Source organism: Jutongia sp. (assembly GCF_057878315.1).
The window spans coordinates 1-19457 of sequence record NZ_DBLXSO010000011.1 but is presented as its reverse complement, the minus strand read 5'-3'; the positions used below and the strand labels follow the sequence as shown (position 1 = coordinate 19457).

Below are 19457 nucleotides of genomic sequence, written 5' to 3'. Positions count from 1 at the left end.
CGTTATTCCCCGTTCTCCCATATCTGACCGGCAAAGCTACGAAAGCTCCTGTTGACATGCGTAAACCGCAGTGTCAGAACACCATCCTCAATCGCAGTGATCTTCGCATATATTTCTGTAAACAATGCCCGTCCGTCCTCGCCGGCGGCAAATATTTCCACATCCATTCCCACGCGCAGCTCATAGCTTCCGCCCTTCTCCGGACGCACCAGAGCCCGCTTATGCGAAAACCGGCACAGCCTTCCGGCAATACAGATATCCTGGATCAGCTTGCCTTCGATCGGATACATATTAAACACCACCCGGGTATCCACCGGGTACATAATGTCATTTTTCTGTTCGCGGATACGGCAGTCATACGATCCCCGAATTGCCCGGATCTCGCAGACCGAGATCGGATACGCAAGTCCCTTTGCCTGAATCTCCTGATATGCCGATGCATCTACCGGCACGCGCACATGCGCAAGACATTCCTGCGATGCCAGGATCTGACTGCCCACGCTGAAGCTTTCAATACGGGAACATTCATTAACCACACTGCCGATGACGTTATAACGCATGAGCTGTTCCGAACCCACATTACCGATAAACGCCTCTCCACGGTGAAGTGCAATCCCCATCTCCATCAGTGGGTAGCCGTTTCTGCTGCAATATTCATTGACCTTTTCCATATTATTCTGCATCTTGATCGCCGCTGCGATCGCATTCTCCGTCTGTTCCTCAGAGACAAGCGGCGCACCAAATACCGCCAGAATGGAATCGCCCAGATATTCAATAACGGTTCCTTTATGCTCTATAAGCGCCGGAAGCATACTCTGAAAGAAATAGTTGAGTACATCCGTCACCTTCTCCGGCGACAACCCCTCTGAAATCGAGGTAAAGCCGCGCAGATCCGCCATCATTACGGTAAGCTCACGTTTCTTACCACCAATCGCTGCCCCCTCCGGATTCTCCAGAATCTCATTGAAAATATCATCAGAAAAATACTGACCAAACACCTGTCTTAACAATCGGTTTCTCGCTTCAAGCTGGCGGTTCAGCTTCATAATCTCTTCCTGTTCCCGCAGATGATTTGCCTGCTGCACCAGAAGCTTCTCATAATTCTTCGTAACATCATGCTGCCACGCCGTCTGCTCGATTCGAAGGATCCCCTCCTTCGAAAACGGCTTGTGAAGCACAACCGTTGCGCCCCAGGAATAACATTCGCGGTCAAGCTCCTTCGTCCTTGTCTCCGTCATAAAAAACAAAGGAACGCCCGCAAGATCCTTCTGCTTGCGGATATAAGAAACCGTATGAAATTCTTCCTCCTTAGACATCATATAGTCGACGATGATCAGAGAAGGAGCCTCCCTCCAGTCCTGCCTAGACCGTTCGATCTGTACGCGCTCCTCGATCGCCCGACGCACCGCCTCAAAAGACATCTTGCAGACAGCACGCATGCCTCCGGTGGAGTTGATCCGCCTCTGCGCCTCGATCATCTCATGGCGGTCATTTCCGATCACCCATATATTTCTCCCCATATCATTTACCTCCGGCTCGAATGCCAGCTTCCGCCTGACCGTGCCGGCTTCTGCGGCCGGGCGTTCTTACAGTTCTCACATAACGTGCCGGTCCGGATCGATGCCCCACACTTCACACAGGACAAACGCATCGGCTCCAGCTTCGGAATCTCCAGATATTCGTCTGACACAAACTGCTCGATCACATGGCGCGGCACACCGGTCTCGCGCTCAATAATGATCGCCGGCTTCGCTCCGTATTTGCGCAGGAAATTGCGCACGGTCTGAAAGTAATCATAATTCTCTCTTCCGCATTTCTTACAGCGGTACACACCGCGGGAGATCTTCTCAAGATCTCCGCCGCAATATCCGCACGCTGTCGGAATTCCGCTTGAACGAAGAAAGGATTCTCTCTTCCGGCGTGCTATCGCAATCTCGCTTTCCTGCTCTGTCGGTGCGTCCTTGTTCTCACTATCTCTGCCTTCTGTAGTCTCTTCTTTGCTGGTGCTGCTCTCTCCCCGATCTTTCTTTCCGCCCGGATTATGTATACTCTCTGCCGTAAGCTTTAAAAGCGTACGCAGACGCTGCTTCAGCTCTTCAATCGCATCCTTCGGACGGTTTGCACAGTAAATCGTCTGCACATTGTTCAGATAGAAACGGAACATGTCCGTCATCGGGCTGTCATCTATCTGAAACGGCACGATGGTTTTACGGTAATAGATCGCACTGTCGATCTCCTTTTCCACCCAGATCGACTGCTGGGATGCCTTTGAAAGTACCAGCAGGAAAATATCACAGTTCTGGATCGCAGACGGGATTTCCCTTGCATAATTGGAGCCTGCCGGAATCATGTCCGGAGCGATCCAGTAGGTAATACCCATTTTCTCCAGCATCTGCGTCATCTTTTTAATGTATCGCTCATCCTTGGAACTGTAACTAATAAAAACAGATTTGTTCATAGCCACAACCATCCCCCTATATCAGATTTCATCATACGCAACCCGGTTGCGTCCTGTAGATTTTGCTTCATAAAGCTTCTCGTCCACTTTCTTCACATTCTCCTCCGGTGTCAGATGCGGATCTAATGCCTTCACACCAAAGGACATGGTCACCCGGATCGGTACATCTTCAAAATAGCAGATCGAGGTCTCAATCTTCTTGCGGATATTTTCTGCAAATACGGAAGCCTGCGATACGGCACAGTCCTTCAAAAGGATCACAAATTCCTCGCCGCCCCAGCGGATCACCTCACCCATTTCTCCCGCCGCATTGCGCAGGATCGATGCGATATATTTCAGAACAACATCCCCAGCATTGTGTCCATATGTATCGTTGACCCGCTTGAAAAAATCAATGTCTCCCATCACGATCGAACAGGACTTTCGCAGCAGATAAGGAAGAATATTTTTCTCGTAATATTCATAATATCCACGTCTGTTTTTCAAGCCGGTCAGCTGGTCAAGCTGCGATTCACTGTACAAGATCTGGGACTCTAAGGTCTTGCCGCAGAACACCGCCGCCATCGCCAGACGACGCTCATCTCTGTCGTCAAAATACCAGTAGCCCTTATCATCCATCTTGTTGATCGCCTGATAAGCACCAATGACCTCGCCGCGCGAATTGGTCACCGGAATACAGAGGATCGATCTGGTCTGATATCCGGTCTCCCTGTCCACCTCCGGGTTAAATCTCGGATCCTCGTAAGGATTGTTGATCAGAATCGTCTCATTACCTGAAATGGATGCGCCGACAATACCGCTCCCCTCCGGAACCACAATACGGGGACTGTCAAGTGCCACAAGCGTCCAATACTGCTTTTTGGCTTTATCCCAGTACCAGAACGAAGCTCTTTCGGAATTGGCGAGCGTCCGTCCAAGCTCCGTCAAAAGCAGGATCGTCGATGCGAAATCCTTCGTATCTACCATTTCATTCATAAAGGAAAAAATTTTTTCCAACAGTTCCTCTGCATTTAATACCCGCCTATTCTCCATATAAGTCATTCATTCCTTTCTCAGCCTGCTCACTGCCGGCTTCCGGTAAACATTCTCCAAGCTGTGTCAAATACTCTAATGAAATTCTCTGTGCCTCCGGCTGCGTTGTCTCGATCAGCACGGAGCAGCTCCCGAAATATGTATCATAATAATCAAAAAACTGACTCCATACGATCTTTCCTGTGCCAAGCGCAAGATGCAGATCGTGCTTCAGATCATTATCATTGATATGGATATGCTTCATATACGGAGCAAGCTGTCTTATCCATATTGCCACCGGAAATCCATAGATCACCGCATGCGCATAATCAAAACACACGCCATAGTTCGGATAATCCTTCAGTCGTTCCGAAATCTGTACCAGCACGTCCGGTGTTGCATCAAACATATTTTCCAGATAAATCTCTATGTCCGGAAAATCGGACAGAAGTGTTTTCAGAAATTCCACCGTCATGTCAATCGCATGCATATCGTATTCTCTGGAAGAAAGCATCGGATTGACATTGGTGTGAAACACAACACCTTTAACACCAAGACTCTGAGCGATCTTCATACTCTGCCGCATACGGTACTCCGAAACCACGCGCATGCGCGGATCCTGACTGAACACCACGACATCCAGGAATGCGCCATGCATTGTACTGCCCTCCGGAAGCCCCGCTTTCTGATATGCTTCAATAATCTCCTGCTGCCGCTCCTTTGATTCCAACACCTCCGGATCAAAGAAATCATTGATCTCAAACCCAACACCATACTCTCTGGCAAGTGCCAGATGCTCCTCAAGGTTCTCCACCCGGGATACCACCAAATACTGCCCCATAATTTTCCTCATTTCTGCGACTTACCGCCGCCTGCAACCTTCTACCTTAACCTTCTCAATATCTCAATCACATAATCCCATGTCCTGCGGACACTGTCCACATTCATGGACTCCTTCGGTGTGTGGATATCATCCATATCCGGTCCGAAGGAAACACAGTCAAGACCCTGCAGCTTGCCGGCAAACAGCCCGCATTCCACACCGGCATGAAGAGCCTCAACCACCGGCTTTTCACCATACTGCTCCTCGTAAATCTGTATCATCAGCTCGCGCAGCGGCGAATCCTCACGATATTCCCATGCCGGATATGCTCCCGTACAGGTCACACTTCCGCCAAGCGCCTCCATAAGACACCGGATCCTCTGCACCAGTTCTTCTTTCTCAGTGCCGATACTGCTCCGCACCGAAAAAGAAAACGATACCTCTTCTTCCCGGGTTATCATAATTCCCAGATTCAAGGAAGTCTGTACCAGCCCCGGGATATCGAAACTCATGCGCTGTATGCCCCCCGGCAGATTCACCAGTGCCGCAATGACATCGTCCGTGGAATGCTGTGTCATCGCTCTCTGTCCCATTTTCGTCCCAGTGCTTTCCCACACAAGACGAATCGATGGATCTGTTTGTCTGTACTCATTTTGGTACACCTTCTCCAGCTCGCGAATCACCCGCTCACCGTCTCCGTCCTCGCAGAGAAGCAACGCTGTCGCCTCCCTCGGGATCGCATTGTCCTTCAGTCCGCCGTCCAGACGAAGCAGGCGGAAATGACAGGAATCCTTCAGGGTGAAAAGGGTTCTCCCCAACAACCGGCAGGCATTGGCACGTCCCTTGTCGATCTCTACGCCGGAATGACCGCCCATCAGACCGGTCACCGTAAGGCGGATCTGTTCACCGTCTGTCTGCTCCCACTTCACCGGTAAATGCGCCTCCGCGGTCACACCTCCGGCACAGCTTACCAGAAGATGTCCCTCATCCTCCGAATCAAGATTTAACATAATGCGGGAGCGCAGATCAGAGCAGTCGATCGCGGCAGCTCCAAGCATGCCGATCTCCTCATCCACGGTAAATACCGCCTCTAACGGCGGATGCTGTATTGTCTCATCATCAAGGATCGCAAGCGCATATGCTACCGCAATGCCATCATCACCACCAAGCGTTGTTCCCTCTGCCGAGATTACACTGCCTTCCAGCTTAAGCCGGAGACCTTCCTGTGCAAAGTCAATGTCACAGTCCGCTTCCTTTTCACAGACCATGTCCATATGCCCCTGCAGCATAACCGGTGCCGACTGCTCATACCCTGCCGATGCATCCTTCCATATGATCACATTATTCCATTCGTCCTGACGGTACCACAGTCCTCTCTGAACCGCAAAGTCCACCAGAAAATCGCTGATCCGCTTCGTGTTGGATGACCCGTGCGGAATTGCACAGATCTGTTCAAACCAGTCAAATACCTCCTTGGGTTCTATCCCCGTTAATACTGCCATGTTTCGCCTCCATTATAAAGTATACCATCGATGCAAGCAGCAGACCAAACGCTGCAAGTCCGCCGATATTGCCAAAAGAAAATCCAATCTGAACCACATCTGCCAGCGAACCGCCATGATACGGTATCACTGCCAGAATCGCCAGTAATATACCAACCAGCCCCTCCCCGGCAATCAGTCCGGAACTGTATAAAATACCTCTGTCAACGCGAAGCTTCTGCCTCCCTCTTTGTTCTTCACTATCCGCTTTTCGGGACTCTATGATCCGCCGCAGCATACCGCCTGCAAATATCGGTGCTGATAGATGGATCGGCAGATATAAACCAATCGCGATCGGAAGCACCGGCAGCCCGAGGATCTCGATCACAACAGCCACGAATGCACCACAAAACACAAGACCCCACGGAAGTGTTCCACCCATCACGCCTTCCACCACAAGCTTCATTAATGTTGCCTGCGGCGCCGGCAGCTGCACGGAATTACCAAATCCCCACGCTGCATTGAGCAGATACATCACGCCACCGATCGTCAGTGCTGCGACCACTGCACCGATCAGTTCCCCGATCTGCTGCCATAGTGGCGTTGCGCCAACGATATATCCGGTCTTAAGATCCTGCGAGGTATCCCCCGCCATCGCCGCCACAATACATATCACGGTTCCCACGCAGATTGCCGATACCATACCGGCGTAGCCGGTCATCCCTGTTCCTTTCAGCAGTGCTGTTGCGATCAGAAGGGTCGCGATCGCCATGCCGGAAACCGGGTTGTTCGACGATCCCACCAGACCGACCATCCTGCTTGACACCGTAGCAAAGAAAAATCCGAAAATCACGACAAGCATCGCCCCAAACAGCCGTACCGGCACCGACGGAAGAAGCCATATCACCACAGCGATCAGCAAAATTCCGGCAAGCACCGCCCCCATCGGAAGCTCCTTCGAGGTACGCAGGGTATCCTGCTCTCCGCCTCCGATCCCTTTCATTGCAGCGGCGAAGGTACGAAGGATCACCGGAAACGTTCTGATCAGACTGATAATACCTCCTGCTGCAACAGCTCCCGCACCGATATAACGGATATAGCTGCCCCAGATATCCCAGACGTCCATCGAAGAGATTGCCTCCACGCCCGGTGCGATCACATTGTCCGCACCGAAAAGCATGATCGCCGGAATCAATACAAACCAGCCAAGCACGCCTCCGGCAAACATATTGGACGCCACGCGGAATCCACAAATAAAACCGACACCGGTCAGTGCCGGAAGTACATCCAGTCCAAATCCCGTCCGCAGCGGACGGATATTCCAGTGAACCCGTGACGGAAATACCTGCAGTCCCTCCGTAATAAACTTATACAACGCAGAAAGTCCAAGACCTGCAAATACAACCTTCGAACCTGCACCGCCTTCCTCACCGGCAAGCAGCACCTCTGCACACGCCGTCCCCTCCGGGAACGGAAGCGCACCATGCTCCTCCACGATCAATGCACGGCGGAGGGGTACCATAAACAGGACACCCAGCAGACCTCCGCAGACGGATACTGCTGCAATCTCCGTAAAAGAAGGCATCGCAACCTCTGTGCTTTCCTGCGCCCACATAAACAACGCCGGCATGGTAAATATCGCACCCGCCGCCAGGGATTCGCCGGCAGAGCCGATCGTCTGAACCATATTATTCTCCAATATGGAATCCCGCCGCAGAATATACCTTAGGATGCCCATCGACAAAACCGCCGCCGGGATTGATGCCGAAACCGTCATTCCAACACGCAGTCCGAGATATGCATTAGCTGCTCCAAAAACCACTGCCAGCAAAAGACCCAGCATCAACGATACCGGAGTAAATTCTGGCAGCCTTTTGTGCGCAGGAACAACAGGTTTAAAGTTCTTATTCTCGTTCATAACAGACCTCAATTCATAATATAATCTTTATTCAAAACCGTATTTATATTATGCTTGTCCGTAACCTAAAGTATACCACATATTTAAAGCAATGTCATTATACGAAACTTTGCTTTGGGATCATAATTTATTTGATTTATAAACTAAATTGTAAGATATTATATGATAATAGACTCGGAATTTTTTCACAAGAGAATGTATCCCAAAATACGGACACAGTTTCTATCGAGGGACTTGACACGATCCGCAATTATACGGATGACTATGCAGCAATCGGCGGACTGAATGTTTTAGGCGCCCGGGGGCTGGAGATTCCCTGACATTTTACTAATCTACTGCCGCTGTTGCTTCCATCCCCTGCTGTGCCAGCTCTGCCGCAGAAGCGCTTGTGTCAGCCGCTGCTTCCGATGCTGTTCCGGTCATTGCCGTAGTCTCTGTCGTACCGGCAGCTTCCGTCATTGCGGCATCAATGGTATTCTGCTCGTTGTCATCGCTCGTTCCGTTCTGCTCATGACGCATCAGATCGATCATTTTCTTTAAATATTCCATATCCGCCTGCAGAAGCTCGTAATTTTCCGACCGGCGGTGTCCGTTCTTTTCCGCCTCAGAAAGCTGCTTTAACCGCTTTTTCATTAACTCCATCTGCTTATCAAGCTTCGCCTTTTCGGAGGTATTCTCCCGTACTGCTTTTGTTTTCTTAATCGCCTCGGTTTTCTGCTTTCTGCCCCGCACCGTACCGTCATCATGCTGCTTATGCATTTCCTCCAGCTTCATATTTGCCACCTTTTTGCGGGCTGCACGGATCATCTTGTTCGCGTGATTGACTGCGATCTGAATTTCTTCATCCTTGTATTGTCCGGAGCCTGCTTTTCTCTTGAGGCTTGCCAGCTCTGACTTGGCAGAGCTTAGTGCGTTTCCCGCCTGGATCCGCGTCTTGGCACGCATAATCGCTGCAGATACTCTTCGGTAACTGTAGGATAATGCTTTCTTGGTATTCGTCTTGTTTTTGGAAGCATTTTTCCGGCTCTCCTGCAGGCGCTTCAGCATGTTCTCCAGATAGGAAAGATCCGATTCCATATCCTGCTCGGAAATATCGTCCCAAGGCATAGTTTCCCCGTTCTGATCCTGTTCATCCTCACTCATCGTCAGGTCAGATCCATCACTTGTCTGTCCATTTTTTGACACAGCTCCTGAATGAATAACCGATGTGTTTGTAGACGCAGTGTCCTTCTTCGTGTGTCCGTTTTGGGGTACAGATGTGTCAGTGCCCTCCGTTGTCTTTGCTATTGTCGCCTCGCCCTGTGCGCTTTTTGGCACAGATACATTATACATATCCGCGCCGCCGTACTGCTCACTCAAAAGCTGTGCCACACGGCTTCTGCCGCTGGACACATCGTACTGCACACCGTCCTCTGCCGCAAAGCCGGAAGCAGTCTGACTGTATTCCGCACCCTGCTGCGCACCGTTTGACGCCTGCAGTTTTCTTCCGGCACGCGCACTGCGATATGGTTCGTACATATTTCCTGCAATCATTCCCCGCATCTTCTCATCCTCCCTGACTGAGTCCTTTTTATATACGCCTTTTCATTCACATCCCTGTTCCTGAGTATCAAGGCTTACATATGCTTTTTCGCCACCCTCTACAGATTCTTTCACTTATCTTATTCTTCGGTATTTTTCATTAGTTTCTTTAGTAAAGAATAAAAGCATAAAATTATGCTCCGGAAATATTGGGTGTGAACAGCGTGTATACAGTGCGAATGGTAACGAGATCCGGTTGTGTTTCCCGGCAAAAACTTTTATAATCATAGCAGACTGATGCAGAATTGCGAAAACCATCCGGCAATAGAGCATTCAGGGCATCCGTGTTTTATCACAATAATTATGGGGGAGGCGGTATGATGCTGGTACAGATCCTGTCTGGTATTCACAATTTAACAACCATGCTTTACGGCATCTATATTTCTGCCTTTTTCCTTGGCGTGAAGCAGAACCGCCGCAATATCGGTACACTGTTTCTGTTTTCGTGCGGAGAAGGATTATTATATCTGGTCGTATCATTTCTGTACGGCTCGCTTTTTGCCAAGGAGCTTTATCCTTTTGTGATCCATCTCCCTTTGGTGATATTTTTAGTTCTTTATTATCATTACCCGCTGATTTCCAGTCTGACCTCTGTTTTTTCTGCCTATTTGAGCTGTCAGATCAGCACCTGGGTCGGTCTTTTCGCACTCGACCTCACCCGTCAGGATTGGTGCTATTATCTCTCGCGTATTATCACAACGCTTCTGGTCTTTGTGATCCTCAGCCGTTTTGTCTGCCGCACCACGGCGGCAATTTTTGCCAAGGACAAACGGGAGCTTTGCATTATCGGATTCCTTCCTCTCGTATACTATATCTTTGACTATGCAACAACGAAGTTTTCCAATCTTCTCTATTCCGGCAATAAAGCAGTTGTGGAATTTATGGGCTTCGCTTTCTGCATTGCATATTTGATTTTTCTTCTTGTGTATTTTAAAGAATTCGAGCAAAAGCAGGAAATCCGCCAGTACAGCGACCTGATGGAAATACAGCTCATGTCGATCCAGAAGGAGATCGATCAGGTACGGAACAGCCGACAGGAGCTTTCCATCCTGCGGCACGATATGCGTCATCACCTGAATATGATCCAGACATTTCTGCAAAATGACCCGGAACAGGCGCAGAAATATATTCAGGAGATCAACGACGCCTATGACGACACAGTCATCACGACCTACAGCAAAAACGACACGCTCAATTCCGTGATCTCGATCTACCAGACACGTTTCACGGAAAAGGACCTGCGTCTTGAATGCAATATCCGCACGCAGACAGAGCTTCCATGCCCGGATATTGCAATTTGTACGATCCTGTCCAATGCGCTCGAAAATGCAATGCACGCACTGGAGCAGTCGTCGGCAGATGATGGCTGGGCAAGACTGACGATCACTCAGAAGAACCACCAGCTTCTTCTGGAAATCGAAAATCCGGTCGACCAGATTCCAAAGTTTGTTGACGGGATTCCCGCTTCTACCCGAAAAGGACATGGCATCGGAGTCAAAAGTATTGTATACTATGTAGAACAGCTGCATGGTCAGTATCATTTTTCCGTTTCCGACCATATGTTTATTCTGAGGATCATCGTGTAAATATCAGAGACATAATGTTTACAGGCAGAGAAAGGAACGCAGGATTTTTATGAAGATAGCAATCTGTGATGACGAGGTACAATTTATCAATACGACTGTCGCGCTATTGGAAAAGTGGGCATCGAAGCATCATGTCGATGTGACTCTTTACCGTTTTTCCAACGGCGATGATCTGATCCGGGCGCACCACACCCACTGCATGGATCTGATCATTCTGGACATCATCATGCCTTTGCTCAACGGTATGGATACCGCGAAGGAGCTGCGTCAGGAGCATCAATCGGTTCCGATCATTTTCCTGACCTCTTCCCGCGAATTTGCCGTGGATTCCTATGAGGTGAAGGCACTCAATTACCTGATGAAGCCGGTCGACCCGGAGAAGCTCTTTGCCGCTATGGATGATTTCACCCAGACTCTGCACCGTGAAAAGGAAACCTTTACCGCCCAGACTTCTTCGGGCTTCTGCCGCATCACGCTGGACGATGTCGATTATCTGGAGGCGCAGAATAAGCTGGTGCAGGTCTGCCTGTCCAACAACACCACCCTTGAGATCCGCGAGCTTTTCTCCCACTGCGAGGAGATTTTCTCTCTGGATAAGGGCTTTTTCAAATGTCACCGCAGCTACATTGTGAATCTGGATCATGTCGATCAGTTCACCAAGACGACGATCCACACGAAAAACGGCACGCAGATCCCTATTTCCCGCAATAATTCTGCGGCGTTTAAGGAGGCATATTTCTCCTATATGTTCCGGTAAATATCCCGGCAGATTCGCCGGAAGCTTTTTTCAGCATGAACCATATGTTTTTCTGATTTTTTTCCTTTATTTTATTGAGAAACGCCAATTCTCATTTATTTTATGTTATAGTTAGTAGGTAACTTGGAAAGCTCATGCTTATTTCCCCATTCAATGAACTACAAACAGGAGCTATTCTATGAAGAACATATTACGTCAAAATATAAATACGCTCATCTGCTGTATCGTGACACTGATCCTTGCCGCATTTACCATTTACGCTGTATTAAAGGGAAGCGGTATTTCCTTAAATGAACTTATCGCAGATCTGCGCGATGCCTCTCTATGGGGTCTGATTCCGGCTTCGATCGGCGCACTGGGATTTATCTGGTTTGAGGGAGAGGCTCTTCGTGTCATTGTCCGACATATGGGATATCCCACAAACCGGACACAGGGCTTTGTCTATGCCGCTGCAGATGTGTATTTTTCTGCTATTACACCGTCGGCTTCCGGTGGACAGCCTGCCAGTGCCTTTTTCATGATGCAGGATAAGATTCCGGGAACTGCTGTAATGACAGCACTTTTGCTGAATCTCATTATGTACACTCTGGCGATCATCACGATCGGCATTGCCGATATTTTACTTTTCCCGGGGATATTTTTAAACTTCAATCTCTTCTGCCGCATCCTGATCATTGCAGGCGGATTGATCCTTACGGGACTTGGTATTTTATTTTATCTGCTGTTAAAGCGTCAGTCACTGATACTGGCTGCCGGACGTGGTATTACCGGACTGCTGCGCAGGCTTCACTGCAGCCGGCTCGCCGACCGGATCGAACGCAAGCTCGCATCCTCCATTACCAAATACAGCCAATGTGTGTCTGTTGTATTTAATGGAAAGAAGATGCTCCGGAAGGTGTATCTTCTGAATCTTTGCCAGCGATTATCCCAGATTATCGTCACGCTTTTTTCCTTTAGTGCGATTCATGGGGATCTGCGCAGGCTGCCACATCTGCTGGCAACACAGATCTATGTGGTACTTGGTTCCAATTGCGTGCCGATCCCCGGCGGTATGGGCGTCACCGATTATCTGATGCTCAATGGATACTGCCGGCTGATGACCCGCGATGAGGCTTTCCGTCTGGAAATCTTAAGTCGCGGTCTGTCGTTCTACATCTGTATTATTGTCAGCCTGATCGCAGTGATCGCCGGCTACATAATACGTCAGAAAAAATTAAAAATGGAGAAATAAAATGATTGGATTCTATGATTATACTGTGATACTTACTTACCTTTCACTGCTGTCGGGCACAACCGGCATTATGCTCTGCTTAAACGGCGTCGGACATCCTTATCTTGGGATGTTTTTTCTGCTGTTCTCGGGCTTGTGCGACACATTTGACGGCAAGGTTGCAAGAACCAAAAAGAACCGCACAGAACAAATGAAAAAGTTCGGTATTCAGATCGATTCTCTTTCGGATCTGGTTGCCTTTGGTGTGCTGCCGGCATGCATCGGCATTTCTCTGCTTCGCTATGCGATCCACATTCCCGGACTTTCCGGCTTCACCTGTTATATTTTAAGTAACTACCAGAAGCCTGCTACATATATACTGACCTTCGTCGCTGTTCTTTATGTTCTGGCAGCGATGATCCGTCTGGCATATTTTAACGTGATGGAGGAAGAGGATCAGAATCGCGATGAAAGCGGTGCAAAGATTTATACCGGACTTCCTGTCACGTCGGCAGCCCTGATCTTCCCTGCTGTGCTGCTTCTGCATCTTCTGCTGCGGGCCGATCTGACGCTTCTCTATTTCGGAGTAATGATCGTGACCGGATTCTTGTTCCTGTTCCGTTTCCACATTAAGAAACCGCAGAACCGTGGCATTGCAATCCTGATCATTTTTGGTGCCATTGAATTTATTATTTTGATCCTTGCTCTGCTGCACATCAAACGATAGGAGTCTTTCAACATGGACATGCTTGATTTTCTGTATCACACCATTCCGGGCAGAATGCTTTTGAAGCCCTTGACGGCACCGGCTCTGTCCAAACTGTGTGGTCGTTTTCTGGATTCTTCTCTGTCCCATTTTCTAGTCAGACCGTTTATTCGGACAAACAATATCCGGATTGAGGATTACGAGACAGATCATATCCGAAGCTTTAACGATTTCTTCTCCCGCAAGATCTGCGAGGGGCTTCGCCCGGTCGATCCGGATCCGAAACATCTGATTGCACCCTGCGATGGACTTCTGTCCGTGTGGAAGATTGAAAAAGACACCGTGCTTCCGGTGAAGCAGAGCAGCTACACGCTCACCTCGCTTCTCCGCAGCCACAAGCTTGCCCGCCATTACGAGGGCGGTTATTGTCTGGTATTCCGGTTGTGCGTCAATCATTACCACCGCTACTGCTATGTTGATTCCGGTGCCAAAAGCCGCAACCGCCGTATCCCCGGCGTTCTTCACACCGTTCGTCCGGTGGCCCTCGCGAGCCGTCCTGTATTTACCGAGAACAGCCGCGAATATACGCTGATCCGCACGGATCAGCTTGGAACCATTGTGCAGATGGAGGTCGGCGCAATGCTGGTCGGTCGTATCGTAAACCACGAAGGAAAAGGAACGGCTGTCCGCGGCAGCGAAAAGGGCTTCTTCCAGTACGGCGGCTCCACGATCATACTGCTGACGGAGCCCGGAAAGGTTCAGATCGATCCTGCCATTTTAAAGAACTCGTCAACCGGCAACGAAACCCCGGTGAAGCTGGGAGAGGTAATTGGACATGCTAAAGCAAACGAACCCGTTGATACCGAAATATGCAATTAAACCCCTTGCACTTGCACTGCTTGTAAACTCCTGCGTCTACATGGGAATCGCACAGCTACGGCATTTCCTGACATTCTCTTCGCTGGAAACGCCGCTTGATACGGCGCTGCCGTTTCTTGCACCCTTCGTTCTGTTCTATGTCCTCGCCTTCGTACAGTGGGGGCTGAACTATCTTCTGATCGCCAGAGACAGCAAAGAGCTCTGCTACCGCTTCGCCTTCGGCAACATCATCGCAAAGCTCATCTGTCTGTTCTTCTTCGTGTTCCTTCCAACCACGCTCGCACGTCCTGAGGTGACCGGAACTGATCTGTGCAACCGTCTGGTCCGCCTGATCTACACCTTCGACCCACCGGTGAATCTGTTCCCGTCGATCCACTGCCTCGAGAGCTGGTGCTGCATCCGTGCTTCCTTTCTGCTCAAGAAGTCAAACCGCACCTATCAGACCGCCACGCTCATCATGTCCCTGGGCGTGTTCGCGTCTACGCTGTTTATCAAGCAGCATGTGATCGCCGATGTATTTGGAGGGATCGTTGTGTTTGAAGCAGGCTTCCGGCTGGCCGGGAGAATACAAAAAGCTATCCGGCAATGATGTCCATTCTATGTCACCCCTATCCATGCTCACCACCCATATCCTCCTCTGATTCCATCAAAGACCACGGCTCATTTTGTATTCTTTCCAGCGTTTCCTTCTCTTCCCTTATCACTTCTTCCACTGACTCACTCTTCGTTGCCAACGCCAGATATAACTTGTCCATGGCGATACAACAATCGCCGCAAGTCCGTGGCGCTATCGTTCCAAAGCCATAATTAGGCATTGTCTTATATATTCCGTCCGGTCCCGGATAATCCCAGCCCTGCTCAAATGCTTCTTTGCTGGATAAAAACTCTCTTTTTCCGCAACCATTACAGATATGCCAATACCGCTCCGGTAATTTCATTCTAAAATCAATTGTTTGAATGTGCTCCAGAAGCTTAAATCTATACGTGTTCGCACCTGACTGTGTCGATATTTCAAATATATCATTTGAGATGCTGATATCGCCGCAGGCAGTCTGTATTTCGACGGAATGATCTGCCGTTTGGAACCTTATGTATTTCCGGCCCGGGTGTAAATTCTCAGATTCCCATATCGTTAATTGACCGTTTTTGCCAATGTCATTTTTACAGCCATCTATATTTTGCCCAACAGTGACATCCGCTGAAATCAGCACCGCATTATATCCATTAACAAGCTTAGACAAACTATCACCTCCCGGTCTTGTGTATTTCATTGACAGCCAGACAATTGTCTCCGTCTTTTAACACACAATCAATTCTCATAATCCTCTCCCGTTCTGTTTCTACGCAGTTCTTCCATGGTCATCGGTCTGTGATGTGAATCTACAAATGACACTGCCCTCTTTATTGCTTTAACCATCTGGATCTGCTGTTCTGAATATTCTACATGATCCGTCACAATATCTACATGTTCCGGGTCTTGCAAAAGCTCTGCCAAAACATCCTCAAACCTATGAACATGATCCATCTCACCATTATGCATAAAATGATAGATCAAACACATTCCGGAAAACTCTCCTGCAATATAATTAATATCTCCGCTTTCAAGTCCATGACCCGTCTGCACCCTCCAAATGCCGGAATCGTCTTGAACCGGAATATGCGCATTAAAATGTCTCTGCTCTAATTCATCTTTTTTCAATTTGTCCTCCTTATTCTTCATCACGCAAACCCAATCCGCTTTTCACTCTTTTTTACAATTTCGTGAATCCTGAAATCCTCCCGTTTCAACCGGCAGATCTCTTCTCTGGAAATGTCTTCTCTGGTCTCCATTTTCAGAATACGCGCAGACTGTTTTATGATCGCCTGGTCCAGAATATTTCTTACATATCTGCCATTTCCGAAGTTGTCTTCTTTTACGGCATTGCAGAAAAGTTCTTTGCAATATTCTTTTGCTTCTTCGTCGATCTGATAGTCCCGTTTTTGGGATATCAACGTTAAAATATCCGTCAATTCCTCCGGTGAATAATCCGGAAATGACAAATGAAACGCAATACGGCTTTTCAACCCCTCGTTCTGTTCGAGAAATGTCTGCATCTTCTCCGGATACCCGGCAAAGATAACGATGACGCTATCCCGGTAATTTTCCATCATCTGCACAACCGTGTTGATTGCTTCCGCACCATAGGTATTACTGCTATCGACCAGTGCATACGCCTCATCAATAAACAGTATGCCTCCCTGCGCCTCCTTAAACTTGTCCTCTACCATGCGGGCTGTCCACCCAACATACTTGGCAACAAGATCCTGTCTTCCACACTCCACAAACCGCCCGCTGCTGATCGCAGACTCCTCTTTTAAAATCTTGCACAGAAGTCTCGCCACGGAGGTCTTGGCAGTCCCGGGATTACCGGAAAACATCATATGAAAAGAGGCTCCCTGCGTATTTAAGCCCATTCGCTCTCTCGCCCGGACAACTTTGGATGCCGCAATGATCTCATCAATCACTGTTTTTACCTCTGTTAATCCGATCATTTCCTGCAAGGTGTCGTATGGTTTGTTGGGAACCCTTGTCACTTCCACCTGAAAACTTTTCTTCTCCCGATACGCCCTATACACATGGGTCTTGAGCCCACTTCCATACCATGCATTGTACGCATTAAATATGTCTGTCACGGAATAAGTTTCTGCCTCTGCAAGATAATCATACACATCACTTTTATCTTCTGTCCCAAAATCCACCTGCTCCACAAGCTCTGTCAGGCAATTTCGGGCATCCTGCAAGGTTCCTGTTCCCTCATTGCTTTTCAATTCAATGATCACCGTCCCGCCTTCTCCCGCTTTTATCACCTTCTGATAGCGACTGTCTTTATAACCTTTTCGCTGTACTTCCCGAAACAGAGTAATGCGGTTTGATATAAGTCTTTTATTATTGTACAACGCTTTGATCAAAAGTTCATAAATATCTTCAGCTGCTCCCCACGCCCCTGCGCTGATCAGATAATGTACCGGATGCCCCTTATAAATTTGCTGATTTTCCGGTGAATAGATCCTGTCCAATTCTTCGTACAGACTCGAAGAGCCCAATATCTCATGGGCTCTCTGTCTGCACTCCTCCAAAGTCAGCGTTTGCTCCTCTAGAATTTTCTCTTCAACACGAAACGGGAAAGGATCGTAGAGCGGTTCTCTGAAATCAATTTCAAATTTTTCGAAAAGCACACTGTATCTTGTCATGTAGCAGGTGTTGTCCACGGCATATTTATACGCTTCAATGGTAATCTCCTCTTGATGACTAAGCTCCCATTTGCATTTATCAGACTCCGGATGCACAACCTCTTCCAGTTTGAACTTATGCATGTTGTGCACGGAACCGGCTACATATATGTCCATTTCCATGGTCGCAATATCAAAGTCTGTGATAGATGCTACATAGTCATTGCAACCCTTGAGATATTGGTTCACGCTGTTCACATTCTTTTCATCAATGCCGGAACGATCACAGCCCAGCTCTTCCTGGTGCATCCGCATCCACTCCGGTGTATCCTTGGAAGGAGCCCCGGAAAGATGGTAACAAAGATGGTAATAAATCATGTAAAGCAACACGTCCTTTCTCTCGAATAAAGCTGACGTTTTTTATCCGGTTTCAATGATCGCTCCGGTATACTAAAATTAGTTAATTCATAGGGAGATTATACAGTGGGAAATGATCACTATATGCTCCAAGCTCGTGATTATAAGCACAAATGATAAACTCCGTTTCTCCACAAAATTCCTTTGCTGCACTTGGCGAGAATGCGAGATAATCAATCCGCTCGTCTTTAAAGAAAGCGTTCTTGGCTGTTGGATAATCCCAGATGTTCATAATATACCCATCTTTTCTGATCATCGATATATTCTCACCGTCCCGTCCTTCTTGGAGGTCTCCCCCCAGTATTACAGTCGATTCCCTGTTTTCATGCAGAAATTCATGTAGTAATCTCCATTGCCTTGCTTGCAAATGCCTTCTCTCCTGGATGTACCAGCTGGCTTGATTCCGAAAGTTCTGAATCTGTACTAAATGGCAATTCACAATATAGGTCTTAATTCCATCGATATCAGCCATAAGCCCGCATATGCGGTTCGGAAGTTCTTCGTCAACTTGAAACAGCTTGTAGCTACGCAAAACGTCCGTTCGAATCAGTGTAACCGAAAAGATAGATTTCCAATGTCTGTGATAGTCAAAACCAGCCGGCAAGATCACTGTATAATTTTCAAAATACTTTTCGAGCATATCAATGTATTTGCGGTCTCGCCCTGATATCATCTCTTGTAGCATGATAACTATTGGCTGCGGATCCGCAAATGCGATTTCCTGCGACGCTTTTTTTAGTTTCTCTGCAAATGTGATGTCCCTTCGTACCGGAAGCCATCCATTTATATTCCAGCTAACAATAATTTTATCCATATACAAACCTATATTTTTCATATATAGTACCTCCTAATCAAATTTAATCCAGCTTTCCAATTCGTCTTCAAGTTCCTCTTCTGTCTGTGCATTCGGGAAAAAATCTGCCATCACGTCATCCCATACCTGTGATGGCGAGAGTTCCTCCTCTTCCTCAAAAAAATCTGTTTGGTGTTGTGTATCTTCGTACATCTTCTTGTCTCCTTTCTTTACACTTAAAGTGAGTGCGTTCATATCTTGAGCTTACAACCACAATACCACAGCCACCACGAAAAGTCAAGTATCATATGATTATCTTCTTTTCTCTATCATTTTATCATTGGTTTACCTATTTATATTTATCAAAATCCGGACGCACAACCTCTTCCAGTTTGAGCTTGTTCATCATTGTGGCATTGAAGATTTCAGTATATTAACAATACAAAATTATTGATAAGAATACTCTTCTGAACTGAAAATGCCCATACCGTTAAAACTGCCGATATGGACATTTTCCATGCTCCGATGTTAGCGTAATTAAGTTTTCGGAAAATTAAATATTGAAAAGGGCAGTTCCTTTGTATAAAGTTTTAAGTGACGAAACAAAAAACGCAAAGGAGAACTGCC

General features: G+C 47.9%; 18 protein-coding genes. 6 read left to right on the top strand and 12 right to left on the bottom strand.

The features are described from left to right. Positions 1-2: 2 nt before the first annotated feature. From ACZLMD_RS04090 to ACZLMD_RS04060, 7 genes are all read right to left on the bottom strand, one after another. Complete coding sequence (locus tag ACZLMD_RS04090) at positions 3-1520, bottom strand: adenylate/guanylate cyclase domain-containing protein (protein WP_482522715.1); 1518 nt, start codon at positions 1518-1520, stop codon at positions 3-5. A 5-nt stretch (positions 1521-1525) separates the two neighbouring features. Continuing rightward, positions 1526-2458, bottom strand: a complete 933-nt coding sequence (locus ACZLMD_RS04085) for a TIR domain-containing protein (protein WP_482522741.1) — start codon at positions 2456-2458, stop codon at positions 1526-1528. Between the two features lie 21 nt (positions 2459-2479). Further along, on the bottom strand, positions 2480-3490 hold the full coding sequence (locus ACZLMD_RS04080) for a sensor domain-containing diguanylate cyclase (RefSeq protein WP_022304941.1): 1011 nt from the start codon (positions 3488-3490) through the stop codon (positions 2480-2482). Then, a complete protein-coding gene (locus tag ACZLMD_RS04075; RefSeq protein WP_482522714.1) occupies positions 3480-4310 on the bottom strand; it encodes a sugar phosphate isomerase/epimerase family protein in 831 nt (276 codons plus the stop codon). The genes ACZLMD_RS04080 and ACZLMD_RS04075 overlap by 11 nt, the downstream gene beginning before the upstream one ends. A gap of 41 nt (positions 4311-4351) precedes the next feature. Then, positions 4352-5794: an aminoacyl-histidine dipeptidase gene (locus ACZLMD_RS04070; RefSeq protein WP_489495161.1), complete on the bottom strand. Its 1443-nt coding sequence runs from the start codon at positions 5792-5794 to the stop codon at positions 4352-4354. Next, positions 5754-7691 (bottom strand): OPT family oligopeptide transporter, encoded by a 1938-nt coding sequence (locus tag ACZLMD_RS04065; protein WP_489495160.1) that lies wholly within the window; start codon positions 7689-7691, stop codon positions 5754-5756. Before ACZLMD_RS04065 ends, ACZLMD_RS04070 begins: the two co-directional genes overlap by 41 nt. A 327-nt stretch (positions 7692-8018) precedes the next feature. Further along, complete coding sequence (locus ACZLMD_RS04060) at positions 8019-9233, bottom strand: hypothetical protein (protein WP_489495159.1); 1215 nt, start codon at positions 9231-9233, stop codon at positions 8019-8021. 356 nt (positions 9234-9589) lie between these two features. Here ACZLMD_RS04060 and ACZLMD_RS04055 point away from each other — a divergent pair, with 356 nt between their 5' ends. From ACZLMD_RS04055 to ACZLMD_RS04030, 6 genes are all read left to right on the top strand, one after another. Next, complete coding sequence (locus ACZLMD_RS04055) at positions 9590-10858, top strand: sensor histidine kinase (protein ID WP_489495158.1); 1269 nt, start codon at positions 9590-9592, stop codon at positions 10856-10858. Between the two features lie 49 nt (positions 10859-10907). After that, a complete protein-coding gene (locus tag ACZLMD_RS04050) occupies positions 10908-11615 on the top strand; it encodes a LytR/AlgR family response regulator transcription factor (protein ID WP_022304950.1) in 708 nt (235 codons plus the stop codon). A 178-nt stretch (positions 11616-11793) separates the two neighbouring features. Continuing rightward, positions 11794-12846, top strand: coding sequence for a lysylphosphatidylglycerol synthase transmembrane domain-containing protein (locus ACZLMD_RS04045; protein ID WP_489495157.1), 1053 nt, complete (start codon positions 11794-11796; stop codon positions 12844-12846). A 1-nt stretch (position 12847) separates the two neighbouring features. Beyond that, entirely contained in the window at positions 12848-13552 is a 705-nt protein-coding gene (locus ACZLMD_RS04040) for a CDP-alcohol phosphatidyltransferase family protein (protein WP_489495156.1), read from the top strand. Positions 13553-13564: 12 nt separating this feature from the next. Continuing rightward, positions 13565-14410 (top strand): phosphatidylserine decarboxylase, encoded by an 846-nt coding sequence (locus tag ACZLMD_RS04035; RefSeq protein WP_486818654.1) that lies wholly within the window; start codon positions 13565-13567, stop codon positions 14408-14410. Continuing rightward, a complete protein-coding gene (locus ACZLMD_RS04030; RefSeq protein WP_147403669.1) occupies positions 14367-14999 on the top strand; it encodes a phosphatase PAP2 family protein in 633 nt (210 codons plus the stop codon). The genes ACZLMD_RS04035 and ACZLMD_RS04030 overlap by 44 nt, the downstream gene beginning before the upstream one ends. Positions 15000-15018: 19 nt before the next feature. On the opposite strand, the gene ACZLMD_RS04025 is transcribed toward ACZLMD_RS04030, so the two are convergent. The 5 genes from ACZLMD_RS04025 to ACZLMD_RS04005 form a co-directional block, all read right to left on the bottom strand. After that, the gene (locus tag ACZLMD_RS04025; protein ID WP_489495155.1) at positions 15019-15651 is read right to left on the bottom strand and encodes a hypothetical protein; all 633 of its coding nucleotides are present in this window, start codon (positions 15649-15651) and stop codon (positions 15019-15021) included. Between the two features lie 68 nt (positions 15652-15719). After that, positions 15720-16109: a hypothetical protein gene (locus ACZLMD_RS04020; protein WP_489495154.1), complete on the bottom strand. Its 390-nt coding sequence runs from the start codon at positions 16107-16109 to the stop codon at positions 15720-15722. A gap of 20 nt (positions 16110-16129) precedes the next feature. Continuing rightward, positions 16130-17998 carry an AAA family ATPase gene (locus tag ACZLMD_RS04015; RefSeq protein ID WP_489495153.1) on the bottom strand — a complete coding sequence of 623 codons (1869 nt, stop codon included), beginning with the start codon at positions 17996-17998 and terminating at the stop codon, positions 16130-16132. Positions 17999-18080: 82 nt separating this feature from the next. Continuing rightward, positions 18081-18872, bottom strand: coding sequence for an exonuclease/endonuclease/phosphatase family protein (locus ACZLMD_RS04010; protein WP_489495152.1), 792 nt, complete (start codon positions 18870-18872; stop codon positions 18081-18083). Positions 18873-18884: 12 nt separating this feature from the next. Continuing rightward, positions 18885-19043, bottom strand: a complete 159-nt coding sequence (locus tag ACZLMD_RS04005; protein ID WP_484106939.1) for a hypothetical protein — start codon at positions 19041-19043, stop codon at positions 18885-18887. Between the last annotated feature and the right edge of the window lie 414 nt (positions 19044-19457).

Coding starts and splice junctions, on each gene's coding strand:
- ACZLMD_RS04060 (WP_489495159.1), bottom strand. CDS start 9,233: ATGCGGGGAATGATTGCAGGAAATATGTACGAACCATATCGCAGTGCG.
- ACZLMD_RS04005 (WP_484106939.1), bottom strand. CDS start 19,043: ATGTACGAAGATACACAACACCAAACAGATTTTTTTGAGGAAGAGGAG.
- ACZLMD_RS04015 (WP_489495153.1), bottom strand. CDS start 17,998: ATGATTTATTACCATCTTTGTTACCATCTTTCCGGGGCTCCTTCCAAG.
- ACZLMD_RS04070 (WP_489495161.1), bottom strand. CDS start 5,794: ATGGCAGTATTAACGGGGATAGAACCCAAGGAGGTATTTGACTGGTTT.
- ACZLMD_RS04030 (WP_147403669.1), top strand. CDS start 14,367: ATGCTAAAGCAAACGAACCCGTTGATACCGAAATATGCAATTAAACCC.
- ACZLMD_RS04065 (WP_489495160.1), bottom strand. CDS start 7,691: ATGAACGAGAATAAGAACTTTAAACCTGTTGTTCCTGCGCACAAAAGG.
- ACZLMD_RS04050 (WP_022304950.1), top strand. CDS start 10,908: ATGAAGATAGCAATCTGTGATGACGAGGTACAATTTATCAATACGACT.
- ACZLMD_RS04085 (WP_482522741.1), bottom strand. CDS start 2,458: ATGAACAAATCTGTTTTTATTAGTTACAGTTCCAAGGATGAGCGATAC.
- ACZLMD_RS04080 (WP_022304941.1), bottom strand. CDS start 3,490: ATGGAGAATAGGCGGGTATTAAATGCAGAGGAACTGTTGGAAAAAATT.
- ACZLMD_RS04035 (WP_486818654.1), top strand. CDS start 13,565: ATGGACATGCTTGATTTTCTGTATCACACCATTCCGGGCAGAATGCTT.
- ACZLMD_RS04040 (WP_489495156.1), top strand. CDS start 12,848: ATGATTGGATTCTATGATTATACTGTGATACTTACTTACCTTTCACTG.
- ACZLMD_RS04045 (WP_489495157.1), top strand. CDS start 11,794: ATGAAGAACATATTACGTCAAAATATAAATACGCTCATCTGCTGTATC.
- ACZLMD_RS04090 (WP_482522715.1), bottom strand. CDS start 1,520: ATGGGGAGAAATATATGGGTGATCGGAAATGACCGCCATGAGATGATC.
- ACZLMD_RS04010 (WP_489495152.1), bottom strand. CDS start 18,872: ATGAAAAATATAGGTTTGTATATGGATAAAATTATTGTTAGCTGGAAT.
- ACZLMD_RS04055 (WP_489495158.1), top strand. CDS start 9,590: ATGATGCTGGTACAGATCCTGTCTGGTATTCACAATTTAACAACCATG.
- ACZLMD_RS04075 (WP_482522714.1), bottom strand. CDS start 4,310: ATGGGGCAGTATTTGGTGGTATCCCGGGTGGAGAACCTTGAGGAGCAT.